This window comes from Leucobacter komagatae (genome assembly GCF_000834055.1).
Taxonomy (GTDB): domain Bacteria; phylum Actinomycetota; class Actinomycetes; order Actinomycetales; family Microbacteriaceae; genus Leucobacter; species Leucobacter komagatae_A.
Map to the genome: position 1 here is coordinate 215,423 of NZ_JXSQ01000004.1, position 20,887 is coordinate 236,309.

21 protein-coding genes are annotated in these 20,887 nt (G+C 67.2%); 14 read left to right on the plus strand and 7 right to left on the minus strand.

Going from position 1 to position 20,887, the window contains the following annotated elements; translation table 11 throughout:
* The first annotated feature begins 152 nt into the window (after positions 1-152).
* From SD72_RS05145 to SD72_RS17675, 10 genes are all read left to right on the plus strand, one after another.
* Positions 153-1,340: a DmpA family aminopeptidase gene (locus SD72_RS05145; protein WP_042543353.1), complete on the plus strand. Its 1,188-nt coding sequence runs from the start codon at positions 153-155 to the stop codon at positions 1,338-1,340.
* A 164-nt stretch (positions 1,341-1,504) separates the two neighbouring features.
* Entirely contained in the window at positions 1,505-2,290 is a 786-nt protein-coding gene (locus tag SD72_RS05150) for a fumarylacetoacetate hydrolase family protein (protein ID WP_042543354.1), read from the plus strand.
* Positions 2,275-3,117 carry an HpcH/HpaI aldolase family protein gene (locus tag SD72_RS05155; protein WP_198141868.1) on the plus strand — a complete coding sequence of 281 codons (843 nt, stop codon included), beginning with the start codon at positions 2,275-2,277 and terminating at the stop codon, positions 3,115-3,117. The genes SD72_RS05150 and SD72_RS05155 overlap by 16 nt, the downstream gene beginning before the upstream one ends.
* Before the next feature lie 93 nt (positions 3,118-3,210).
* Positions 3,211-4,725, plus strand: a complete 1,515-nt coding sequence (locus SD72_RS05160; protein ID WP_042543355.1) for a fumarylacetoacetate hydrolase family protein — start codon at positions 3,211-3,213, stop codon at positions 4,723-4,725.
* A gap of 2 nt (positions 4,726-4,727) precedes the next feature.
* A complete protein-coding gene (locus SD72_RS05165; protein ID WP_042543356.1) occupies positions 4,728-5,417 on the plus strand; it encodes a GntR family transcriptional regulator in 690 nt (229 codons plus the stop codon).
* Between the two features lie 48 nt (positions 5,418-5,465).
* Entirely contained in the window at positions 5,466-6,968 is a 1,503-nt protein-coding gene (gene hpaE / locus SD72_RS05170; protein WP_042543357.1) for a 5-carboxymethyl-2-hydroxymuconate semialdehyde dehydrogenase, read from the plus strand.
* An 80-nt stretch (positions 6,969-7,048) separates the two neighbouring features.
* Positions 7,049-8,191: a 3,4-dihydroxyphenylacetate 2,3-dioxygenase gene (gene hpaD, locus SD72_RS05175; protein WP_042543358.1), complete on the plus strand. Its 1,143-nt coding sequence runs from the start codon at positions 7,049-7,051 to the stop codon at positions 8,189-8,191.
* A 181-nt stretch (positions 8,192-8,372) separates the two neighbouring features.
* Positions 8,373-10,100: a urocanate hydratase gene (gene hutU / locus SD72_RS05180; RefSeq protein WP_042543359.1), complete on the plus strand. Its 1,728-nt coding sequence runs from the start codon at positions 8,373-8,375 to the stop codon at positions 10,098-10,100.
* Positions 10,101-10,110: 10 nt separating this feature from the next.
* Positions 10,111-11,334 (plus strand): imidazolonepropionase, encoded by a 1,224-nt coding sequence (hutI, locus tag SD72_RS05185; protein WP_042543360.1) that lies wholly within the window; start codon positions 10,111-10,113, stop codon positions 11,332-11,334.
* Positions 11,335-11,493: 159 nt separating this feature from the next.
* Complete coding sequence (locus tag SD72_RS17675; RefSeq protein WP_157000463.1) at positions 11,494-12,078, plus strand: hypothetical protein; 585 nt, start codon at positions 11,494-11,496, stop codon at positions 12,076-12,078.
* A 104-nt stretch (positions 12,079-12,182) separates the two neighbouring features.
* On the opposite strand, the gene SD72_RS05195 is transcribed toward SD72_RS17675, so the two are convergent.
* Together SD72_RS05195 and SD72_RS05200 are read right to left on the minus strand one after the other, a co-directional pair.
* Complete coding sequence (locus tag SD72_RS05195; protein WP_042543362.1) at positions 12,183-12,590, minus strand: hypothetical protein; 408 nt, start codon at positions 12,588-12,590, stop codon at positions 12,183-12,185.
* A 129-nt stretch (positions 12,591-12,719) separates the two neighbouring features.
* Complete coding sequence (locus SD72_RS05200) at positions 12,720-12,941, minus strand: hypothetical protein (protein WP_157000464.1); 222 nt, start codon at positions 12,939-12,941, stop codon at positions 12,720-12,722.
* Positions 12,942-12,967: 26 nt separating this feature from the next.
* Here SD72_RS05200 and SD72_RS05205 point away from each other — a divergent pair, with 26 nt between their 5' ends.
* Positions 12,968-13,234 carry a hypothetical protein gene (locus SD72_RS05205; protein WP_157000465.1) on the plus strand — a complete coding sequence of 89 codons (267 nt, stop codon included), beginning with the start codon at positions 12,968-12,970 and terminating at the stop codon, positions 13,232-13,234.
* Positions 13,215-13,700, plus strand: coding sequence for a hypothetical protein (locus tag SD72_RS05210; protein ID WP_157000466.1), 486 nt, complete (start codon positions 13,215-13,217; stop codon positions 13,698-13,700). Before SD72_RS05205 ends, SD72_RS05210 begins: the two co-directional genes overlap by 20 nt.
* Here SD72_RS05210 and SD72_RS05215 read toward each other — a convergent pair.
* Both SD72_RS05215 and hutH read right to left on the minus strand, forming a co-directional pair.
* Positions 13,694-14,479 (minus strand): IclR family transcriptional regulator, encoded by a 786-nt coding sequence (locus tag SD72_RS05215; protein ID WP_042543366.1) that lies wholly within the window; start codon positions 14,477-14,479, stop codon positions 13,694-13,696. The genes SD72_RS05210 and SD72_RS05215 overlap by 7 nt on opposite strands.
* A gap of 61 nt (positions 14,480-14,540) precedes the next feature.
* The gene (gene hutH / locus SD72_RS05220) at positions 14,541-16,136 is read right to left on the minus strand and encodes a histidine ammonia-lyase (protein ID WP_042543367.1); all 1,596 of its coding nucleotides are present in this window, start codon (positions 16,134-16,136) and stop codon (positions 14,541-14,543) included.
* Between the two features lie 124 nt (positions 16,137-16,260).
* On the opposite strand from hutH, the gene SD72_RS05225 reads away from it, so the two are divergent.
* A complete protein-coding gene (locus SD72_RS05225) occupies positions 16,261-17,268 on the plus strand; it encodes an arginase family protein (RefSeq protein WP_084766790.1) in 1,008 nt (335 codons plus the stop codon).
* Between the two features lie 48 nt (positions 17,269-17,316).
* Here SD72_RS05225 and SD72_RS05230 read toward each other — a convergent pair whose 3' ends face one another.
* Genes SD72_RS05230 through SD72_RS05240 form a run of 3 tightly spaced genes read right to left on the minus strand, consistent with a single transcriptional unit; the run spans position 17,317 to position 19,286 of the window.
* Entirely contained in the window at positions 17,317-17,679 is a 363-nt protein-coding gene (locus SD72_RS05230) for a hypothetical protein (RefSeq protein ID WP_042543368.1), read from the minus strand.
* A gap of 25 nt (positions 17,680-17,704) precedes the next feature.
* Positions 17,705-18,466, minus strand: a complete 762-nt coding sequence (locus tag SD72_RS05235) for a uracil-DNA glycosylase (protein WP_042543369.1) — start codon at positions 18,464-18,466, stop codon at positions 17,705-17,707.
* Position 18,467: 1 nt separating this feature from the next.
* On the minus strand, positions 18,468-19,286 hold the full coding sequence (locus SD72_RS05240) for an SDR family oxidoreductase (protein ID WP_042543370.1): 819 nt from the start codon (positions 19,284-19,286) through the stop codon (positions 18,468-18,470).
* A gap of 175 nt (positions 19,287-19,461) precedes the next feature.
* Here SD72_RS05240 and SD72_RS05245 point away from each other — a divergent pair, with 175 nt between their 5' ends.
* On the plus strand, positions 19,462-20,784 hold the full coding sequence (locus tag SD72_RS05245; RefSeq protein ID WP_042543371.1) for a bifunctional o-acetylhomoserine/o-acetylserine sulfhydrylase: 1,323 nt from the start codon (positions 19,462-19,464) through the stop codon (positions 20,782-20,784).
* Positions 20,785-20,887 lie beyond the last annotated feature (103 nt).

Sequence of the window (20,887 nt, forward strand, 5' to 3'; positions counted from 1 at the left end):
CAGGGTATACACCATGCGACACACATCCGTTATGGCAGCGGAATGAGTATTCCTGGAGACTGGGTGCAAGCGACATACAGCACGACCGTGGTCCATCTTCGGACACAATCGGCCGCGTTCCCACCCGTTCGGCTCCCCCGAAAGGAACACCTATGGCTCTCACCGCGTCACCGACCCCTCTGGCTCACGCCCCCTCCGGGAAGAAAGCTCGCGACCTCGGGTTGCGGATGGGCGACCTTCCCAACGGACCGCTCAACGCAATCACCGATGTCGCTGGCGTGCGAGTGGGGCACACGACTCTGGCCTATGGCGACGGGGAGCTCGCACCGGGGCACGGCCCGGTGCGCACCGGCGTCACGGTCATTCTGCCCAACGAAAGGCCGTGGCGGCAGCCACTGTTCGCTGCGCCACACACGCTGAACGGCAACGGGGAGATGACTGGCTTGGAACTCGTTCGAGAGTCTGGGCTTCTCACGTCATACATTGGGCTCACAAACACTCACAGCGTCGGTGTCGTTCGCGACGCGCTCGTGGCCCACGAGGCGACGTTGCGACCGAGCGGCGAGGAATACTGGTCACTCCCCGTGGTGGCAGAGACTTGGGACGGCCTGTTGAACGACCTCAACGGGTTTCACGTCACCGCTGAGCACGTGTTCGACGCGGTGGCTACTGCCACAGCAGGGGCGTTCCCCGAGGGGAATGTCGGGTCGGGCACCGGGATGGTTGCGCACGGCTTCAAGGGCGGGATCGGTTCAGCGTCTCGCGTTGTGAGTCAGGCCGATGGCGGATTCACGGTCGGGGTGCTTGTGCAGGCCAACCACGGCAAGCGCGACCGCCTCGTTATTGACGGTCGCCCTGTTGGCCGGCACCTCGCCGTGCCCGGTGACACCGCGCCCGGTGCACCGGGGCAGGCGCTTCCCCGGCCCGCATCGCAGCTCCCTGAAGGCAGCGGTTCGATCATTGTCATCGTCGCCACCGATGCCCCGCTCCTCCCCCACCAGTGCGCCAGACTCGCACAGCGAGCAACCCTTGGCATTGCAAGAACCGGTGGCGCGGGCGAGAACGGCAGCGGCGACATCGCGCTCTGCTTTGCAACGGGCAACGATGCTATCCCCGCGGGCCATGGTGCAGCAGATGCGCCCCCTTCCTATCCGCTCACAGCACTGAGGAACGAACGCATCGACCCACTGTTTTACGCTGCGATTGAAGCCACAGAAGAGGCGATCGTGAACGCGATGCTCGCGGCCGAAACCATGGTCGGCATCAACGGAGTGGTGCGTCACGCCCTGCCACACGACCAGCTTGTCGCCTTGTTCAGTGGCGACCAGGGCGGGTCGTGAAGCTGCTGCCTCGCGGAATTCATTTGAGTTCTCCGTAGCAGGCGCCGAGTTCGATCGTATACGATCTGGGTGTGGGCAGCGTCCCGCCACCCGCGACGACCGCGGGAGCCTCACCCGCAGCCCCAGCAAAGACCACGACCCAGACTCAACGAAGCGGAGGCCACGTGCTCGACTCCTCGCAGATTGCATCCATCGCCGACGAGCTTGTGCAAGCCGACCGCGACCGCGCCGTGCTCCCAAGACTCACCTCGCGCTACCCCGACATGGGCATCGAGGACTCCTACGCGATTCAAAAAGAATGGTCCGACCGCCGCATCGCAAACGGTGCGCGACTCGTCGGCCACAAGATCGGCCTCACCTCAAAGGTGATGCAGGTTGCCACGGGCATCTCCGAGCCGGACTACGGCGTGATTCACGACGACATGGTCCACGAATCGGGCGCAACGCTCGAATTCGATCGCTTCTCAAACGTGCGCGTCGAGGTCGAACTCGCGTTCGTACTCTCGAAGCCACTCGCCGGGCCGGACGTCTCAATCTTCGACGTGCTCGACGCAACGGCCTACGTTGTCCCCGCGCTCGAGGTGCTCAATTCCCATCTCGAACTCGAGGGTCGCACGATCGTGGACACCATCAGCGACAACGCCGCAATGGGCGCCATGGTGCTCGGTGGCCGACCCGTGAAGGTCGACGCGGTCGATCTGAGCTGGGTGCCCGCGCTCCTGTACCGCAACCAGACCATTGAGGACTCCGGCGTCGCTGGCGCCGTTCTCGGCCATCCCGCGCTTGGGGTCGCCTGGCTCGCGAACAAGCTCGCGGAGCACGGGCAGTCCCTCGATGCTGGGGAGATCATCCTCGCCGGATCGTTCACGAAGCCTATGTGGGTCGAGCGCGGCGACACCATCCACGCCGACTACAACGAACTGGGGTCAGTCACATGCCGATTCAGCTAGCGCTCCCGCCCACCTTCCGCGACCGTCTCGCCTCCGCTGATCGCGCCCTCGTCGGGCTGTGGGCAACGGCTGGCAGCGCCGTGAACGCCGAGATCGTCGCCGGTAGCGGCTGCGACTGGGTGCTGCTTGATGCCGAGCACTCCCCGAACGGACTCGAGTCACTCCTCGCGCAGCTGCACGCGATGGCTGCATATCCGCCAACCGTCGTTGTCCGCCCACCCTCTGGCGACACCGTCACGATCAAGCAGTACCTCGATCTCGGCGCCCAGAACCTTCTCATTCCCATGGTCGACTCTGCGGAGCAGGCCGAGGACGTCGTGCGCTCCGCCCGCTACGCCCCCGAGGGCACCCGCGGCGTCGGCTCGGCGCTCGCACGCTCGGCACGCTGGAACCGCGTAGACAGTTACCTCGCCCGCGCGAACGATCTCGTGAGCATCACCGTTCAGATTGAGAGCGCTGCGGCAGTGAGCGACGTCGCGCGCATCCTCGCGGTTGACGGCGTCGACGGCATCTTCATTGGGCCAGCCGACCTGTCCGCTTCGATGGGGCTGCTCGGCCAGCAGTCGCACCCGGCCGTCATCGACGCGGTGCTCCACGCCATTTCTGCTGCGAAGGCCGCCGGCAAGCCCGTCGGCGTGAATGCCTTCGTGCCTGAGCAGGCGGAGCGCTTTATCGAGGCAGGAGCGGACTTCGTCGCCGTCGGCGCCGACGTGGCGATCCTTGCGCGGGCCACCGAAGCGCTCGTTGAGCAGTTCGTCCCGCGGCTGCCCGTTCACGGCGGCGGGTCGGACGCACCCAACCAGAGCGCGCCGCGCCCAAGCTACTAGCCGGCGCCAAGCCAGGGGCTGCGTGCAGTCAAGGCTTCACACCGGCACATGGATCATATACGATATGAAATACAAAGAAGAGGCGAGGTAGTCATGGCGCTCGACGGCGACCCCATATTCGGAATCGACACCCCCGGCAAGATCATTGCCGTCCACCTGAACTACCCCTCACGGATCGCCCAGCGCGGCCGCACCCCTGAGTTCCCTTCCTACTTCTTCAAGCCGGCCTCGTCGTTGGCGCCGACCGGCGGAACCGTCGAGCGTCCCGCGGGAACCGAGCTGCTCGCGTTCGAGGGCGAGATCGCGCTCGTTATCGGCGAGGAGGCGCGCTGGGCCTCCCCCGAGGACGGCTGGGGGCACGTCGCCTACGTCACCGCGGCAAATGACCTCGGCCTCTACGACCTGCGGGCGGCAGACAAGGGCTCCAACGTGCGCAACAAGGGCGGCGACGGCTTCACGCCGATCGGCCCCGTCACGATCCCGACCGAAGGCATCGGCGAGGGCGATTGGCGTGTGCGCACCTGGGTCAACGGCGAGCTCGTGCAGGAAGGCACGAGCGACACCCTGAAGTTCCCCTTCGGCCAGCTCGTCGCAGACCTCTCGCAGCACATGACACTTGAGCCAGGGGACGTGATCCTCACGGGGACGCCTGCCGGCTCCTCGGTCGTGCTTCCCGGCGACGTCGTCGAGGTCGAGGTTGACGCGCCGAAGGTCCCGGGCGCCCCGACCACGGGCCGCCTCGTCACCACCGTCACCCAGGGCGAGAGTGACTTCGGCGACTTCGGCACGACCCCGACGCTGAGCGAGGCACAGCAGGTTGAGGCCTGGGGCAGCGAGCAGGATCTCGCGGCCGCAATCGAGGCGGGCCACGCGACGAGGCTCACCGCGCCTGCGGCAGAGTCAACGCCAGGCCCGCTCACGGCCGAGATCCGCGAGCTGCTCAGCGGCGTCGCGGTCGCGACGGTCTCCGCGGCGCTGCGCAAGCGGGGCTACACCGAGATCTTTATCGACGGCGTCTACCCGAACCACGAGGGCGACGCGATCCTCGGTACCGCGAAAACGCTGCGGTTCATCCCGTTCCGCCCCGATCTGTTCAAGGAGCACGCTGGCGGCTTCAACGCGCAGAAGCGCGCCTTCGACACCGTGAACCCTGGCGAGATTCTCGTCGTTGAGGCGCGCGGCGTGCCCTCCACGGGCACCGTCGGCGACGTGCTCGCGCTGCGCGCTCAGGTGCGCGGTGCCGCGGGCGTCGTGACCGACGGCGGCGTGCGCGACTTCGCGGCCGTGCAGCAGTTCGACATCCCCGTCTTCTCGCAGGGCGCACACCCGAGCGTCCTCGGCCGCCGCCACGTGCCGTGGGAGACCGACGTCACGATCGCGTGCGGCGGCGCTGCGGTGCAGCCGGGAGACATCATCATGGGCGACCGCGACGGCGTCATCGTGATTCCGCCGTTCCTGCTCGCGGAGGTGGCGGCGGAGGCTGCCGCGCAGGAGGCCGAGGACGGCTGGGTTGCGGACCGCGTCGCCGAGGGCCACGCCGTCGATGGACTGTTCCCGATGAATGCTGAATGGCGCGCCCGCTACGAGGCTGAGACCGGCAGGGCGTAATCGTGTCCACCGAGTCCAAGTCAGAGCAGGCGTACCGCCTCATCAGGGGGCGGATCGACGCCGGCCAGTACATGCCTGGGCATCGCCTCGTGCTCGCGCCGATCGCCGCCGAGCTCGACATGTCGGTGGTCCCGGTACGGGAGGCGATACGGCGCCTCGAGGCCGAGCAGCTCGTCACCTTCGAGCGCAACGTTGGCGCGCAGGTGGCGCTCATCAAGGAGACCGAGTACCTGCACACCATGCAGACGCTCGCCCTCGTTGAGGGCTCGGCGACGGGGCTAGCCGCACCCTTCATCACGGCAGATCAGATCGCCCGCGCGCGCGATGTGAACGAGACGATGCGTGAGTCGCTCACGGCGTTCGATCCGCAGCGCTTCACCGAGCTCAACCTCGTGTTCCACGCGATCCTGTTCGAAACGTGCCCGAACCCGCACATCCTCGACCTCGTGCACCGCGGGTGGAACCGGATGAAAGTGTTGCGCAACTCATCCTTCAGCTTCGTACCGGGCCGGGCGAGCGAGTCCGTCGAGGAGCACGAGCGCATCCTGCAGCTCATCGAGCAGGGCGCGAGTCCACTCGACATCGAGCTCACGGCGCGAGAGCACCGTACGAAGACACTCGACGCGGTACTCGCGCACGCCGAGACCCAACGACACGCGGCGGAGCCCGCTCTCGCGGCGCCCGCCACATAACGCAGCAACCCACACGACTCAAGCGTTCAGACCAACGGAGGCGACAGCATGACTCAGAACAAGCCAGCAGGCATCCCGGACAAGATCCGCCACTTCATCGACGGCAAGTTCGTCGATTCGGTAGGCGGCGAGGAGTTCGACGTCCTCGATCCCGTCACGAACGAGACCTACATCCGCGCCTCTGCCGGCCAGCAGGCCGACATTGACCACGCGGTTGCGGCTGCCCGCCGCGCGTTCACCGACGGCCAGTGGCCGAAGATGGTGCCGCGCGAGCGCTCGCGCATTCTGCACAAGATTGCAGACATCGTCGAGTCACGCGACGAGCAGCTCGCCCAGCTCGAGAGCTTCGACTCTGGCCTCCCGATCACGCAGGCGAAGGGCCAGGCGCGCCGCGCTGCCGAGAACTTCCGCTTCTTCGCAGACCTCATCGTCGCGCAGCACGACGACACGTTCAAGGTGCCCGGCCGGCAGATCAACTACGTAAACCGTAAGCCGATCGGCGTCGCGGGTCTCATCACGCCATGGAACACCCCGTTCATGCTCGAGTCGTGGAAGCTCGGCCCCGCGCTCGCGACCGGCAACACCGTCGTGCTCAAGCCAGCCGAGTTCACGCCGCTGTCGGCGTCGCTGTGGGGCGAGATCTTCCGCGAGGCTGGCGTGCCCGACGGCGTCTTCAACCTCGTGAACGGCCTCGGCGAGGAGGCTGGCGACGCGCTCGTCAAGCACCCCGAGGTGCCGCTCATCTCGTTCACGGGAGAGTCGAGCACCGGCTCGCTCATCTTCGGCAACGCCGCCCCGTACCTCAAGGGCCTCTCGATGGAGCTCGGAGGCAAGAGCCCCGCGGTTGTGTTCGCGGATGCGGATCTCGAGGCGGCGCTCGACGCGACCGTGTTCGGCGTGTTCAGTCTGAACGGCGAGCGCTGCACCGCTGGCAGCCGCATCCTCGTCGAGCGCTCGATCTACGACGAGTTCGTTGAGCGTTACGCCGAGCGGGCGAAGAACGTCGTCGTTGGTCTCCCCTCCGACCCGGCAACCGAGGTCGGAGCGCTCGTACACCCTGAGCACTACGCGAAGGTCATGAGCTACGTCGAGATCGGTAAGGCCGAGGGCCGCCTCGTCGCCGGCGGCGGCCGCCCCGAGGGCTTCCCTGTCGGCAACTTCGTTTCCCCCACCGTCTTCGCGGACGTCGCCCCCGACGCGCGCATCTTCCAGGAGGAGATCTTCGGGCCCGTCGTCGCGATCACCCCGTTCGACACCGACGAGGAGGCGCTCGAGCTCGCGAACAACACGAAGTACGGCCTCGCGGCGTACATCTGGACGTCGAATCTCAAGCGCGCCCACAACTTCTCGCAGTCTGTCGAGGCCGGCATGGTCTGGCTGAACTCGAACAACGTCCGCGACCTGCGCACCCCGTTTGGCGGTGTGAAGGCGTCGGGTCTCGGCCACGAGGGCGGTTACCGCTCGATCGATTTCTACACCGACCAGCAGGCCGTGCACATCACGCTCAACGAAGCGCACTCCCCCAAGTTCGGCGCGGGCGGCAGCAAGTAGCCGCAAATGATCGCATCAGCTTCCCTGCGGGATGCCCCCGAATAACACAACAGGTTTCACCCAGAAAGGAAGGACAACGCATGTCTGAGCTCAAGGGTCGCGAAAAGACCTCTTCCGGTTTCTATGTCACGAAGGAAGCACCGATCGTGACCGACAATCCAGTCCCCACCCCCTCGGTTCCCGCTCCGGATATCCTCCGCTGCGCGTACATGGAGCTTGTCGTCACCGACCTCGCGAAGTCGCGCGAGTTCTACGTCGACGTGCTCGGTCTCACCGTGACCGAGGAAGACGAGAACACGATCTACCTCCGTTCGCTCGAGGAGTTCATCCACCACAACCTAGTGCTCCGCAAGGGCGACGTCGCAGCGGTTGCCGCGTTCTCGTACCGCGTCCGCAGCCCGGAGGAGCTCGATAAGGCCGTCGCGTTCTACACGGAGCTCGGCTGCCGCGTCGAGCGCCGCACGGAGGGCTTCACGAAGGGCATCGGCGACTCGGTGCGCGTTGAGGATCCGCTCGGCTTCCCGTACGAATTCTTCTACGACGTCGAGCACGTCGAGCGGCTCGCGTGGCGCTACGACCTGTACACGCCGGGTGCGCTCGTGCGGCTCGATCACTTCAACCAGATCACGCCCGACGTACCGCGCGCCGTGAAGTTCATGCAGGATCTCGGCTTCCGCGTCACGGAGGACATTCAGGACGAGGAGGGCACCGTCTACGCCGCGTGGATGCGCCGCAAGCCGACAGTGCACGACACGGCGATGACGGGCGGAGACGGCCCGCGCATGCACCACGTCGCGTTCTCCACGCACGAGAAGCACAACATCCTCGCGATCTGCGACAAACTCGGCGCGCTCCGCATGTCGGACCGCATCGAGCGCGGCCCTGGCCGCCACGGCGTCTCGAATGCGTTCTACCTGTACATCCTCGATCCCGACGGGCACCGCGTCGAGATCTACACGCAGGACTACTACACGGGCGACCCAGACAACCCGGTCGTCACGTGGGATGTGCACGACAATCAGCGCCGCGACTGGTGGGGCAACCCGGTGGTGCCGTCGTGGTACACGAACGGATCGCTCGTGCTCGACCTCGACGGCAATCCGCGCGAGGTCGTCGCCGGCACCGACGCATCCGAGATGGCCGTGACCATTGGCGCCGACGGGTTCTCGTACACCCGAGACGAAGAGGGCGACAAGGGCTTCAAGCTCGGCAACACGCTCTAATCGATGGTGGATCGGGGCCGGGGCGCGCATGCGTCCCGGCCCCTCCTGCGTTCCAGGGCAACCGCACCCGGCGCCGGACTCGTCCGTAGGTCCGGGATCCCGGACAGCCCAACCCCGGTGAGCGTTGTTCCGTGCCCTCAGACGCGGTGAGATGGAGTCACTCGATTGAAAGGACCCGCTCATGGCCCTCCCCGGTGCACGCCCCGTCCGCGCCCCACGCGGCACGGAAATCTCAGCGAAGAGCTGGCAGACCGAAGCCCCCCTCCGTATGCTCATGAACAACCTCGACCCCGAGGTCGCCGAGCGGCCAGACGACCTCGTCGTCTACGGCGGCACCGGCCGCGCCGCCCGCTCCTGGGAGGCGTACGACGCGATCGTCGACACGCTCCGCGACCTCGAAGACGACGAGACGCTGCTCGTACAGTCGGGTAAGCCCGTCGGCGTCTTCCGCACGAACAAGTGGGCGCCGCGCGTGCTGCTCGCGAACTCGAACCTCGTCGGCGATTGGGCGACGTGGCCCGAGTTCCGCAAGCTCGAGGCCGAGGGCCTCATGATGTACGGGCAGATGACCGCTGGCTCGTGGATCTACATCGGCACCCAGGGGATCCTCCAGGGCACCTACGAAACGTTCGCCGCTGCCGGCCGCAAGCTCCAGGGCCAGGGCCGCATCGCCGCCGTCGAGGGGAAGGGCTCGCTCGCGGGCACCATCACGCTCACCGGCGGCTGCGGCGGCATGGGCGGCGCACAGCCGCTCGCGGTGACGCTCAACGACGGCGCCTGCCTCATTGTCGACGTCGACAAGACCCGACTCGATCGCCGAGTCGGCAAGCGCTACCTCGACGAGGTCGTCACCGACATCGACGAGGCACTCGCAAAGGTGCAGCAGGCGAAAGATGAGCACCGCGGCTGGTCTGTCGGGCTCGTCGGCAACGCCGCCGAGGTGTTCCCCGAGATCCTCCGTCGGCACCGCGCCGGCGAGATCGCGATCGACCTCGTGACCGATCAGACGAGCGCGCACGATCCTCTCTCGTACCTCCCGATTGGCTACGAGCCGAGCGAGTTGCTCGCACGCGCCGAAGCCGACCCTGAGGGCTTCACCCGGGACGCCCAGGCGTCGATGGCGCAGCATGTGCGCGCGATGGTCGAGTTTCAAGACGCGGGCGCCGAGGTCTTCGACTACGGCAACTCGATCCGCGACGAGGCGCGTAAGGGCGGCTACGACCGGGCTTTCGAGTTCCCCGGCTTCGTTCCGGCCTATATCCGCCCTCTGTTCTCCGAGGGCCTCGGCCCGTTCCGCTGGGCGGCGCTGTCGGGCGACCCCGAAGACATCCGCGTCACCGACGAGGCGCTTAAGGAGCTGTTCCCCGAGAACGCGCACCTGCACAAGTGGCTCGACGCCGCCGCCGAGCGCGTCGAGTTCGAGGGCCTGCCTGCGCGCATCTGCTGGCTCGGCTACGGCGAACGCCACCAGGCTGGCCTGCTCTTCAACCGCCTCGTCGCCGAGGGCAAGGTGAAGGCGCCGATCGTCATCGGCCGTGACCACCTCGACTCCGGCTCCGTCGCCTCCCCCTACCGCGAGACCGAGGCGATGGCCGACGGCTCCGACGCGATCGCCGACTGGCCGCTCTTGAACGCCCTCACCGCGGCGTCGTCTGGCGCGACGTGGGTGTCGATCCACCACGGCGGCGGGGTTGGCATTGGCCGCTCGATCCACACCGGCCAGGTGTCGGTCGCCGACGGCACCGAGCTTGCCGCCGAGAAGCTCGAGCGCCTGCTCACCAACGACCCCGGCATGGGCGTGATTCGCCACGTTGACGCCGGGTACCAGCGTGCCGCAGACGTCGCCAAGGAGCGCGGCGTGCGCGTGCCGATGGAACCGACCATTCGCAACACCGAGACGGCCTGGTAAGAAAGTAGTTATGGTGCGCACTCTCCTCATCGACAACATCGGCGAACTCACGACGAACGATGAGACCCTCGGTTCGGGTCTCGGCGGTCGGTTGTCAGACGCGGCGGTACTCATCGAGGGCGAGCGGATCGCCTGGGTTGGCTCTGCCGCCCAGGCCCCCACCGCCGATGAGCGGATCGATGCGGAGGGGCGCGCCCTGTTGCCCGGCTGGGTCGACTCGCACACCCACATGGTGTTCGCGGGTGACCGCACCGCCGAGTTCGAGGCGCGCATGGCCGGCGAGGCGTATGCGGCTGGCGGCATCAACGTCACCGTGAACGCGACCCGGGCGGCCTCAGACGCGGAGCTTGAGGCGAATCTCGCCCGGCTCGTCGGCGAGGCGCGGCGCGACGGCACCACCACGATGGAGACGAAGACCGGCTACGGGCTCACTGTTGCAGACGAGGTGCGCTCGGCGCGCGTCGCCGCGACCCAGGCCGACGCCGTTACATTCCTCGGCGCGCATGTCGTGCCGGCGGGGGTGGACGCAGCCGCATACCTCGACCTCGTCACCGGTGAGATGCTCGATGCGGTCGCCCCGCTCGTGAGCGCCGTCGACGTGTTCTGCGAGTCGGGCGCGTTCGACGAAGCGCAGACCCGCAGGATCCTCGAGACCGCCACCGCGAAGGGCCTCGCCACCCGCGTGCACGGCAATCAGCTCGGGCACGGCCCTGGCACGCAGCTCGCGGTCGAGCACGGTTCGCTGAGCGTGGATCACCTCGGCTTCCTCACCGACGACGACATCGCGGCCCTCGCGGGATCCTGGGGCGAAGACGCACGAGGCACCGTCGCTACGGTGTTGCCCGCCTGCGATCTATCGACCCGCATGCCGCTCGCCCCAGCCAGGAAGCTCATCGATGCGGGAGCAGTCGTGGCGATCGCCTCGAACTGCAACCCTGGCACCTCGTACACGAGCTCAATGGGCTTCTGCGTCGCGACAGCGGTGCTGCAGATGGGCCTCACCGTGCAGGAGGCGGTGCGCGCTGCGACACTCGGCGGCGCCATCGCACTCGGCATGCACGAAGACGGCTGGATCGACCCGCGCGGATCCCTGCAGGCCAGGGTCGGAGTCGTCTCACCCGGCGCACTCGCCGACCTGCAGCTCTTGAACGCCCCCTCAGTCACGCACCTCGCATACCGCCCAGGCATGCGCCTCACCGAAGCGGTGTGGAAGGCGGGCACGCGCGTCGCCTAGAGCCGAAAGTTTCACACGGGGTGTCGCAGCGACCCAGGTCATCGTGACTCGCGGCGCAGAGCTTTGAGTGCAGAGCTATGATTTCTGTGCCACGAGTTGCAGCGCGGCCTCGGGGTAGTGAGGTGCCCGCGGTCTGCCTGGTGCCGCAGGTAATAGTTAATGATCGCCGCCACCGCATCCGGGTCAGATCCGAAGAGGCGCCGCGGCACGATATTCACCTCGCCGCTTTTGACCTGGAGACAGAGCTTCGAGCCGGAACGCGTGCTCATCGCAGAGGCCTCAGCAAGCACACCCCAGTTGAGCACGATGCGCCACCACCCCGCGAACACCACGCACCCCCTCGGGCGTGAGCTCGAGACCCCGCGGCACACGCAGAGCCCGCACCTGTTGGGCGAGGAGCACCAAGCCGAGCACCCCGGGGGCGTACACGGTTCTTCGACCGAACCCGATGTCGGCCGCGGGTTCACCGCGAAGCAGTGCAAGCAGCGCGAAGATCGAAGGGAGCATGGTGAGCACGGCGACAAGCAGGTACATCAGGTCAAGGCCCGGGGCTTAGGCGAAACGGAGCGACGGCGAGTGGGGCTCAAACCGAACGACTCCGACGGATATCGAGAGTTCCCAAAATATGAGAGCCACGCCCATGCACCCGAGAGTCAACCCAAGGGCCACGAATTGCAGCCGATAGTTCGGGTCGTTCGATTGGAAGCAGAGCAAAAACGCCAAGAGCATAGCCGCTATAAGTAACCCTGACGCGAGAAAAATGTGCGCCGGGCTCTTCCCACCGCGCAGCGGGGTCTCTCCGACTCCCGGGAAAGCAAATCCGAGGTCTTGACGCTTGACGATGGTAATTACTCCGATCTAGCAGCGGATGTGTCATCTGCAGCAGTGCGTCCATCACCACTCCGCGGCCGCGTGACGATGAGCAGAGTTGCTCCGCCGATCGCCGCAAGCATGAGCGCTACCTCGCGGTTTTGCCGGGCGACCCCGCACCGCTCGATCATGCCGATCGTTTCCAACACATAGTCAGTCTCGTCGGCGAGGTGCCCGTCTTCGACCCAACCCTGCACTTCGTTAATATACGGCCACAGACTCACGGGTGAAGTCGTTCTAACAAGTGAGGCGCAGGTCACGGAAGGGTTCTGCCCACCGTTGAGCTCGACCTTTGGCGGAGTCATCCAGAGGGCCAGGACCCCTGACGCCACCACGATGGCGGCGGCGGCCCACGCCCACCACTGCTTCCTTTGGTGTTTCGTCATGCACGCCCTCCAAGAATTGAAATGGGACCCTCAATCTTTACCACTTTGCTCGTCATTCTGAGCCAGGAGAGGTCGGCGACGAACCACGCATCAGTTCCCGCAAATTCGTAAACACGGACTCCTTGTTCATCATACGGGGGTGTCGAGTAACTCTTCTGAAGCACGCCCATCGTGTGGAGCCCCGCCATCGATCTGCGCGGCTAGCTCTCTCGCACGCTGCGCATTGTCTTCCTCGGCCCCGGCCCAGCCAAACAGGGCAAGCTCGAAGCTCTGCACACCCTGATCAATATCCCACGTAAACTCCCGCAGCAGCTCCTCAAGCACGTTGCAGAGATCAGCGATACGGCTCAATCAGCGGAAGTGAGGACATGGCGTCGATGAGATCACGTATTTTCAGAACCACGGTTGTAGGGGACACATACGTCGATGGGCCGGGATCAATCACTGGTTTTTCGGTTGTCGAAGAAGATGGCGAGTTCTATTTGAGAGAAGTCGCTGATGCTAGCAACGTCGAGAATATAGTGGAGACGACCATCGAACCGTCTGAAGATTGGGTCGCCTGGTTCATTCCTGCCCCCGGCCACACCTGGAGCGAGCAGGCGGAGAATTTCAAGAAGGTAATCGGTGAGTACGGCAAGAAATAACAGCCCCGCACGCGCCCAAAGCTTGGCGTGGTTGACGCTTGCCTACGGGGCGCTTGTTGCGAGTGCTCCGGGGGTGGTGCGGCTTGTCATCCACGAGTCAACTCGGCCCGAGCACTCCGGCTCCGGGTGGCGGATGTACTTCACCTTTGCGATCCTCCCGTGTGCGGCAATTGGGGTAGCGCTCGCGATCGTTGTGAATGCTGTTCTGCACTCTGCCAGGAAGAAGAACCTGCTAGAGAAGACGCTCATGGTGGCGACCCTCTCGGGGCTCAGCGCTGGGCTGCTCGGCGCGTACCCACTCGGGTTCTTTGTGTCCTCAGCACAGATACCTATCGGGCTCACCGCCGCCGCCTGCTGGAGCGGCGTGTACCTAGCGATCATGTTCGGCGGGTTCTCGTGGTGGCGGGTGCATGTTCTCGGAAGCCTGCGCCCCCACGACTGGGGGCGCGACGAGAGCCGCTACTGAACCACCCGACCGCGCCCGTGAATGCGCGCCGACAGCGCATCGGCCGTCGCACGCACTTCCGCGGCAACCTCGGCGTAGCGATCTTCTGAGACGTCCTCGTCGCGGAATGTGATCGCGACCGCCGCGACCGGCCACTCCCGGTGATCGAGCACGGGCACGGCGACGGAGGAGAAGCCCTCGGTCACCGATCCGCGTTCGGTCGCGAAGCCGCGGGTCACCGCGTCGTCGAGCACGGTGCGCAGCTGCGAGTACCGGTTGATCCCGTCAGGCGTTGCGAGCCGGTGCGAGAACGCCTGCGCGTTCGGGTACAGGGCGCGCACCTGGGCGCGCGGCAGCGCCGCAAGCACCGCCCGCCCGCTCGCGGTGAGGTGCATCGGCAACCGAACGTCGACGTCGGTGACGAGCGGTGGCGCGCCGAGGGCGCGCTCCTCAATCACGTAGAGCACGTCGCTGCCGCTCGGGACCGCGAGGTGGCCGCTCGCCCGCACCCGATCGACCAGCGCCGCGAGCAGCGGGCGCCCGAGGCGGGCGAGCGGCTCCTGGCGCTCGTAGGCGGAGCTCAGCTCGACCGCGGCGATCCCGAGCCCGTAGCGCCGTTCCTCGGGCAGGTGCATGACGTAGCCGTGCTCCTGCAGCGTCGCGAGCAGCTGGTACACCGTCGAACGCGGCAGCTCGAGCTGCGTCGCGATCATGCCGGCGGGCACCGGGCCACGGGAGCGCGCGAGGAGGCTGAGGATGCGCAGCGTCTGATCTGCTGCGGGAACCTTCGGCGCGTTCATGCGTTGGAGCCTATCGCGCCCGCCCAGCGCTCGCAGCGCGCTACGCCGACCGCGTGCAGCACTACGCCAGCTGCGTGCCGAGCGCGCCCTCGGCTGCGCTTACGACCGCGCCGCTCGCGACGAAACCGTGGGCCGCGTCGATCGTCGGCGACAGGAACGAGTCGGTGTCGGGCGCCGGGATCTCGGTGCGGAACAGGGCGTGGATCGCGCTCGTAGCGCCGCCCGGAGCAGCAGCGCCATCGGCTGCACGGAAGTCGAGCGCACGCGTCGAGGTGAGGAGCTCGATCGAGAGTACGCGGGCGAGGCCGTCGATCGCGCGGCGGAGCTTGCGGGCTGCGGCCCACCCCATCGAGACGTGATCCTCCTGCATTGCCGATGACGGGATCGAGTCGACCGACGCCGGCACCGCGAGGCGCTTGAGTTCGGAGACGATGCCCGCCGCGGTGTACTGCGCGATCATCAGGCCCGAGTCGAGGCCAGCGTCTGCCGCGAGGAACGGCGGGAGGCCGTGGTTGCGGGCGACATCGAGGAACCGGTCGGTGCGGCGCTCGGAGATCGAAGCGAGGTCTGCGACGGCGATCGCGAGGAAGTCAAGCACGTAGGCGACCGGGGCACCGTGGAAGTTGCCGTTCGATTCAACGCGGCCATCGGGCAGCACGACCGGGTTGTCGACCGCTGAGGCGAGCTCGACGGCAGCGACGCGACCGGCGTGGGCGGCGGTGTCGCGGGCTGCACCGTGCACCTGGGGTGCGCAGCGCAGCGAGTATGCGTCTTGCACACGGCTGAACTCGCCCTCCCGAGGGCGCTGCACAAGCTGCGAGTCGGCGAGCACCGCTGCCATGTTCGCGGCCGACGACGCTTGACCTGCGTGCGGGCGGAGCACGTGGAGCTCGGGCTGGAAGACGGCGTCGGTGCCGGTGAGCGCCTCGATGCTCGCGGCCGCTGCGATGTCGGCGGTCGCGAACAGCCCGTCGAGGTCGTGGAGCGCGAGGCAGAGCATGCCGAGCATGCCGTCGGTGCCGTTGATGAGGGCGAGGCCCTCCTTCTCTGCGAGCACGAGCGGCTCGATGCCGGCGGCGGCGAGCGCCTCGGCGGCGGGGATCGTCGGGGCGTGCGGATCTGCATCCGCCGCGCCGCTCACCCGCACGTTGCCCTCGCCCATGAGCGTGAGCGCGCAGTGCGCGAGCGGGCTGAGGTCGCCCGAGCAGCCGAGCGAGCCGTACTCGTGCACGACCGGGGTGATGCCGGCGTTGATGATCGCGGCGTAGGTCTCTGCGACGATCGGGCGCACGCCCGTGCGGCCCGTCGTGAGGGTCTGCAGGCGCAGCAGCATGAGGGCGCGCACGACCTCGCGCTCGACCTCGGGGCCGGTGCCAGCCGCGTGCGAGCGAATCAGGCTGCGCTGCAACTGCTGCCGCTTCTCGACGGGAATCTGCACCTTTGCAAGCGCGCCGAAGCCGGTCGAGACGCCGTAGTGCGGGCGGGTATCGTCGGCGAGCTTCTCGATGACGGCGCGGCTCTCGGCGACGCGTGCAAGCGCCGCCGCGGAGATCGTGATCTGGGCGTCGTGACGGGCCACCGCGACGACGTCGGCGCGGCTGAGTGGGGCGTCCCCGAGGGTGACTGGCTGGGTGGAAACGGGTGTGGTCGAGGTCATGATTCGATCACACCGCATTCCGGGCTCTTCGTGTGCGTCAGAGCACGAGTGGCCGTCCGGGATCCCGGACGACCACGCCGGATCAGGTCACCGCGAACCGCGAATCCATTGCTAGCGTGCAACTATGACCGCCCCCACCAGCAACGCCGCTCGCCCCCTCCCCCACGATCCAAATTGGCCACGGGCCGGGTCGTGGCCCGCACCCGGTTCAGACGCATCAGGTTCCGCCGCACCAAACGCCGCCGCACCAGATGCGCACATCGATCTCGTCATCATCGGCATTCCGACGTCGCGCACGTCACTTTCGCCGACGAACGCGCACCTCACGCCCGCCGCGGTGCGCGAGGCGCTCAGGCGCTATTCAGACCACACCGTCGCCGCAGGAACTCCGGGGGGTCGCGGCACCGAACTCGAGACAGTGCTTGGGGAGGCGCTCACGATTCGCGACGCGGGGGACGTCGCTGACCCTGACACCGAAGACGGCGAGGTTGCGGCAGCCGCAGCGGTGCGGGAACTCGCGGCTCGTTCCGAGCTGATCGTCGCGCTCGGCGGCGACAATGCGCTGACTGTGCCCGCAGCCCTCGGAGTCGCGGGCGACAAGCTTGCTACCGCGGGGCTCATCACGCTTGACGCCCACCACGACCTCCGCGACGGCCGCTCGAACGGCTCGCCTGTGCGCAGGCTCGTCGAGGCAGGCCTCGATCCGCGCCGCATCGTACAGATCGGCATCGCCGACTTCGCCAACTCGCGCGCCTACCGCGAGCGGGCGAAGGAGTGGGGCATCACGGTGATCCACCGCGACGAACTGTTCACCAGGCCGCTCGCCGAGATCGTCGCCGAGGCGCTCGAGATCGCGGGAGCTGGCGGCGGGCCGATCCACGTCGACCTCGACGTCGACGTCTGCGACCGCTCGGTCGCGCCCGGCTGCCCGGCATCGATCCCAGGCGGCATCCAGGCTCACGAACTGCGGGCGTTCGCGCGGATGTTCGCGGCAGACGCCAGGGTGCGCGGCATCGACATCGCCGAGGTCGACGCGAGCGCTGACACCCCAGACGCGCGCACCGTGCGGCTCGCCGCGCTCTGCGTGCTTGAGGCCGCTGCGGGCCTCTCCGAGCGGCTCGGTCGGGGCTAGGGTTTTGCTCGCGAGCAGCTCGCAAGAGCTCCCCTCGGAGGTGTCGCGCTAGGAGCCGAGGCCCTGCCCGTAGCCCCACCATGCGAGCAGCACGATCCCGATGAAGAGCAGCGGTGCCACGACCACGATGCACAGCGTCGCGACGGCCGGCCCCTTGCGCTCCCTGCGGACGAGCGATGTCACCGCGAGCGCGATGCCCAACAGCGGGCCAGCGATCGCTACGACCTGACGCGCCACGAGCGATGCTGGCGGGGCAGGAAAGCCCTGCGCCCCAGCAAGCATGTAGAGCGCAACGGCGACCAGCGCCACAGTGAGCGCTGCCCTGCCGAACACGGGCGGCTGCCGCGGCTCGGGCAGCGGCGGCAGCTCATCGCTGCGCTCAAACTGGGCTCTGTGGTCAAACCGGTCCATGCGCCAAGTGTAGTTGTGAGCCGGGTCAGAGCCGCCAGGCAACCGGTTCCGCACCCTGCGCGGAGAGCGCCTCGTTCGCACGGCTAAACGGGCGCGACCCGAAGAAACCGCGCGACGCGGACAACGGTGACGGATGCGCGCTCTCGATCCGCGGGGTGTCGCCGAGCATGGGCGCAAGCGCCCGGGCGTCGTTGCCCCAGAGGATCGCGACAAGCGGGCCGCCCCTGTTCACGAGAGCACGAATTGCGAGCTCCGTGAGCGTCTCCCAACCACGGCCGCGGTGCGATCCAGCCGCGCCAGCCCGAACGGTGAGCACCCGGTTGAGCAGCAACACACCAGCGTCCGCCCACGCAGAAAGGTCACCCGTTCGCTCGGGTGCGGCCCAAAAGTCGGCGTCCGACCACTCCTCTGCCGCATCCCGAACCCCAAGGTCTGCGTCAAGCTCCGTGAAAATATTCTTCAAGCTGCGCGGCAACGGCCTCACCGCGACGTTCGTCGCGAACGAGAGCCCAATGGCGTGACCCGGGGTCGGGTACGGATCCTGCCCCACGATGAGCACACGAACGTCGGCAAGGGGACGTTCAAAGGCGCGAAACACGAGCGCCGGATCGGGCAGCACGCTGACACCAGCTGCCCGCTCGGCTGCGAGGAACACGTCGAGGCCAGCGAGCGCGTCGTTGAGCGCGCCTGTGTCCCCGCTCGCCGCATCAGCTGCTGCGAGCGCCTCGCCCCAGTCCGCGGCGATTGCCCCACCTGCGACGAGCCCAGCGAGCGTTGTCTCCGTCACACTATCCCCGCGCGGCAAGGGGCCCGCGATGCGTGTTGAACACGCTCGACTGGGCGACAGGTCTCAGCACAATGAGATCCTGATTCACGTGTGGCGCCTGCTCGAAGGCACCGACGAGCACGCGCGCAACGTCTTCGGCGGTGAGCGGCGTGACGTTTTCGTAGGGCTTCACCGCGGCCGCAGCGTCGCCACGCAGTCGGTTGAGGGTGAACTCTTCAGTGTGGACAAGACCAGGGGCGAGCTCCATCACGCGGATCGGCTCACCGGCGAGCTCGAGCCGCAGCACCTCGGTGACAGCGTGCGCCGCGTACTTCGCCGCGTTGTAGCCGCCCCCGCCCGCGTATGCGGCGAGGCCGGCTGTCGACGTGAGGTTCATGATCGAAGCCCAGCCGTGCTCAGCGTCGACGCCGTCGGCTGCTGCGCCCGCGTCAGCGGCCGGCGCAGCGAGGGTCGCCTCCCGCAGCACGGGCAGCAGTGCCGCCGTCACGTTGCGCAGCCCGATGACGTTTACCTCGAACATGCGCCGCCACTCGTCGTTGAGCGCGGTCTCCACCGACTCGGTACCGAGCGCGCCGCCGGCGTTGTTCACGAGCCCCGACGCGCCGCCCGTTGCGCGCACCTCATCGGCCATCCGTGCGACGGCGTCTTCGTCGGTGACGTCGCACACGATCACGTGCGCCCCGGTTTCTGCGGCGAGCGCGCGCAGCTTGTCCTCGCGCCTCGCGACAGCGACGGTGTCCCACCCAAGCTCCGCAAAGCGGCGCACCGTCGCGGCACCAATCCCCGAGCTTGCTCCCGTTACGACTACTCGCTGCGTCATCACAACTCCTGTTCTCGCGCCAGTGCGCGGTCGGCTCTGCCCGCGGCTCGATCGGGCCGCAACTGCTTCGAGCCTAACGCGCAACATTACGGTTCGTTTCGCATACCATTGCGCGAGGCGGTGCGTGTTCCATACGCTCGTCTCATACACCACACCACACTCACGGGGGCACACGATGACTGATAAAACCGCATGGGGTTTCGAAACCAAGCAGATCCACGCTGGCCAGGTCCCAGACCCGACCACCGGAGCACGGGCGCTCCCCATCCACCAGACCACCGCGTTCGTATTCGAGAACACCGAGCAGGCAGCAAACCGCTTCGCGCTCGCAGAGTTCGGACCGATCTACACGCGCATCACGAACCCGACGCAGGGGGTCGCAGAAGACCGCCTCGCCGCGCTTGAGGGCGGCACCGCGGCCCTCCTCCTGTCGAGCGGGCAGGCTGCGTCGACGTTCGCTGTGCTGAACATCGCAAACTCGGGCGACCACATCGTTTCCTCTGCCGCAATTTACGGCGGCACCTACAACCTCTTCAAGTACTCGCTGGCGAAGCTCGGCATCGAGGTCACCTTCGTTGAAGACCAGGACGATCCCGCAGCCTGGCAGCGCGCCGTTCGCCCGAACACGAAGCTGTTCTTCGCTGAGTCGATCGCGAACCCGCGCACAAAGATCCTCGACATCCGCGCCGTCGCCGACGTCGCACACGAGAACAACCTCCCCCTCATCGTTGACAACACCGTCGCGAGCCCGTTCCTCATTCGCCCGCTCGAGCACGGCGCTGACATCGTGCTCCACTCGGTCACGAAGTTCCTTGGCGGCCACGGAACGACGCTGGGTGGCGCGATCATCGACGGTGGCACGTTCCCATGGTCACAGCACGTCGACAAGTTCCCGGGGCTCACCGAGCCCGACCCCTCGTACAACGGCGTGAGCTACACGGGCGCGGTCGGAGACGGCATCGCCTATGTCATCAAGGCACGCGTCCAGCTGCTGCGCGACCTGGGTTCGTCGATCGCACCGCAGAGTGCGTGGCAGCTGCTCCAGGGCGTCGAGACTCTGTCGCTCCGCATGGAGCGCCACACGCAGAACGCGCAGAGCGTCGCAGAGTGGCTTGACTCACACAACGACGTCGCATCGGTCTACTACGCCGGTCTTCCCACCGACCCGAGCTACGCGGCAGCAAACGCCTACGCACCAAAGGGTGTCGGCGCGGTGCTCTCATTCGAGCTCAAGGGCGGCGTCGAAGCCGGTAAGGCGTTTGTGAACAGCCTCGAGCTGTTCAGCCACGTCGCCAACATCGGCGATGTGCGCTCGCTCGTGATCCACCCAGCCTCGACAACGCACTCGCAGCTCACCCCAGAGCAGCAGCTCACCGGCGGCGTGACACCAGGCCTCGTGCGCCTCTCGGTTGGGCTTGAGCACATCGAAGACATCAAGGCAGACCTTGAGGTTGGGTTCGCCGCCGCGCGCGAAGTGGTCGCGGCCGCAGCAGCCTAGTCCTCCTCCGTGGTGTGATGCGCCGCCGTCCCGGGTTTCCGGGACGGCGGCGTTTCCCGTTCGCAGCAGGGCGCCGTCGACCGCGACACTTCCCGACGGGGGC

Coding starts and splice junctions, on each gene's coding strand:
- SD72_RS05155 (WP_198141868.1), top strand. CDS start 2,275: ATGCCGATTCAGCTAGCGCTCCCGCCCACCTTCCGCGACCGTCTCGCC.
- SD72_RS05195 (WP_042543362.1), bottom strand. CDS start 12,590: ATGACGAAACACCAAAGGAAGCAGTGGTGGGCGTGGGCCGCCGCCGCC.
- SD72_RS05215 (WP_042543366.1), bottom strand. CDS start 14,479: ATGAACGCGCCGAAGGTTCCCGCAGCAGATCAGACGCTGCGCATCCTC.
- SD72_RS05245 (WP_042543371.1), top strand. CDS start 19,462: ATGACTGATAAAACCGCATGGGGTTTCGAAACCAAGCAGATCCACGCT.
- hutU (WP_042543359.1), top strand. CDS start 8,373: ATGGCCCTCCCCGGTGCACGCCCCGTCCGCGCCCCACGCGGCACGGAA.
- SD72_RS05240 (WP_042543370.1), bottom strand. CDS start 19,286: ATGACGCAGCGAGTAGTCGTAACGGGAGCAAGCTCGGGGATTGGTGCC.
- hpaD (WP_042543358.1), top strand. CDS start 7,049: ATGTCTGAGCTCAAGGGTCGCGAAAAGACCTCTTCCGGTTTCTATGTC.
- hutI (WP_042543360.1), top strand. CDS start 10,111: ATGGTGCGCACTCTCCTCATCGACAACATCGGCGAACTCACGACGAAC.
- SD72_RS05230 (WP_042543368.1), bottom strand. CDS start 17,679: ATGGACCGGTTTGACCACAGAGCCCAGTTTGAGCGCAGCGATGAGCTG.
- SD72_RS05205 (WP_157000465.1), top strand. CDS start 12,968: ATGAGATCACGTATTTTCAGAACCACGGTTGTAGGGGACACATACGTC.
- SD72_RS05145 (WP_042543353.1), top strand. CDS start 153: ATGGCTCTCACCGCGTCACCGACCCCTCTGGCTCACGCCCCCTCCGGG.
- SD72_RS05160 (WP_042543355.1), top strand. CDS start 3,211: ATGGCGCTCGACGGCGACCCCATATTCGGAATCGACACCCCCGGCAAG.
- hpaE (WP_042543357.1), top strand. CDS start 5,466: ATGACTCAGAACAAGCCAGCAGGCATCCCGGACAAGATCCGCCACTTC.
- hutH (WP_042543367.1), bottom strand. CDS start 16,136: ATGACCTCGACCACACCCGTTTCCACCCAGCCAGTCACCCTCGGGGAC.
- SD72_RS17675 (WP_157000463.1), top strand. CDS start 11,494: ATGATCGCCGCCACCGCATCCGGGTCAGATCCGAAGAGGCGCCGCGGC.
- SD72_RS05225 (WP_084766790.1), top strand. CDS start 16,261: ATGACCGCCCCCACCAGCAACGCCGCTCGCCCCCTCCCCCACGATCCA.